The sequence below is a fragment of the Pseudomonas sp. LM13 genome (genome assembly GCF_041381355.1).
In the GTDB taxonomy this organism is placed as follows: domain Bacteria; phylum Pseudomonadota; class Gammaproteobacteria; order Pseudomonadales; family Pseudomonadaceae; genus Stutzerimonas; species Stutzerimonas frequens.
The window spans coordinates 1-1,718 of the sequence record NZ_JACBXH010000102.1; the positions used below are offsets into that span (position 1 = coordinate 1).

Consider the following 1,718-nt stretch of genomic DNA (forward strand, 5'->3'; position numbering starts at 1 on the left):
CCCGGCTTATTCATGAGGCCGACCTGAAAACGAAGATGGCGAGTGGTTTTCTCTTGTAGAATCAGGATGTTCCTGCCAGAACACGATTCAAGAGGACCACTCGCCATGGGTGAAAGCCTATCCACCTGGACGCCCTCATGCAACGGCTCTGTCCGTGTTGAGCTGAGCGGCCAGCGCACCACCAGCGACAGCGGCGCCCTGCTGCTGCGTGAAGCCCTCGACAACAGCGGCGTAATCGAGGCGCTGGAAGACAATCTGGTCGATCGACGCCACCCGCTGCGCATCCGTCATTCGCTGGCCAGCCAGTTGCGTACCCTGGTGCTGCAGCGTGCGATGGGCTGGATCGATCTCAGCGATACCGACACGCTGCGCCGTGACCCGCTTTGGCAGTTGGCCTGCAGCGATGCACGCGGCATGACACCCCTGGTCCAGGACCGGCCGTCTCAAGCCACGCTGTCGCGGCTGCTGAGCTGCCTCGGTCGTAACGACAATATCGATGCCGTGCACGAAGGCCTGTTGCGGCTGGTGGTCTGGCGCCTGACCTCGCTGCAGAACGGTGAACGTCCCAAACAGCTGACGCTGGACATCGATGGCCTGCCGATCGAGGTGCATGGCCATCAGGGCGGGTCGGCCTATCATGGCCTTTACGGGGCCCGCATCTACTCGCCGCTGGTCGCATCGTTGGCGGAGACCGGCGACATGGTGGGCGGCCTGCTGCGCGAGGGCAACGCCGGCCCGGCAGAGAACGCCGACACCTGGATCCCGCATCTGGTACGACGACTCAACGAGAGCACCGGGGCACAGGTTCGTGTGCGCATCGACGCCGGTTTTACCGATAACGCGACGCTGGAGGCCCTGGAGGATCGGGAGATCGAATACCTGGGCCGGTTGCGCAGTCACACCGGTCTACAGAAGCTGGCAGCACCGCTCCTGAAGCGGCCACCCGGCCGGCCACCCGAGCAGCCTCGCGAGTGGTGCCACGATCTGGAGTACCAAGCCGGCTCCTGGTCGGCACCGCGGCGCGTAGTGCTGGTGGTGCAGGAACGCCCCGATGACCTGCTGCTGCATGCCTTCTTCCTGGTCACCAACCTCAGCAAGTTCGACTGGCCGCCAGAGAAGGTCCTAGCACTCTATCGCAAGCGCGGCAGCGCCGAGGCGCACATGGGCGAGGTGAAATCAGCACTCGACGTGCATCTCTCCTCGACCGACCGCGGCGCTTCCACCGTTCAAGAGGTGATGGCCCGCAACGAAGTGAGTCTGCTACTGAGTCTCTACGCCTACCAGGTCCTGCATGGCCTGCGCTGCCTGCTGGAGCGGCAGACCCGGCAAGGCTGGAGCCTCAGCCGGATGCGCGAGCAGGTGCTGAAGGTCGCCGCCACGCTGAGGCTGCACGCTCGGCGAATCACCGTTCATCTGGGGGCCGCCGCCGACAAGTGGTGGCCGACGCTGCTGAAGGGGCTGCCGAAGCTGACCGCACTGAGCTGACGCTCCTGCGAGACCACCACAGCATCAGAAAGCGAGCGACCGGAGCGGCGGTCGGCGATCACGGCTGCTTGGACGGTCGCAATTGATTCCAAAGAGCTATAAGTAAGTAGGAAAAGGGCTGCGTTCTGGCATTACTCAACAGCCACTCGCGCTGAAGATGCGAATCCTGATAAGCAATGCCAACAGCCAGTACCTTCAGACCGCTCAATCAGCGCCCTCGTGAATAAGGCGGG

1 protein-coding gene is annotated in these 1,718 nt (G+C 63.6%); it reads left to right on the plus strand.

Annotation, left to right across the window (positions count from 1 at the left end; genetic code table 11):
- Positions 1-66 precede the first annotated feature (66 nt).
- The gene (locus HZR81_RS23455; RefSeq protein WP_076611315.1) at positions 67-1,485 is read left to right on the plus strand and encodes an IS1380-like element ISPsp9 family transposase; all 1,419 of its coding nucleotides are present in this window, start codon (positions 67-69) and stop codon (positions 1,483-1,485) included.
- Positions 1,486-1,718: the final 233 nt, after the last annotated feature.

Excerpts from the sequence above, each read along its gene's own strand:
- HZR81_RS23455 (WP_076611315.1), top strand. The coding sequence starts at position 67 with ATGTTCCTGCCAGAACACGATTCAAGAGGACCACTCGCCATGGGTGAA.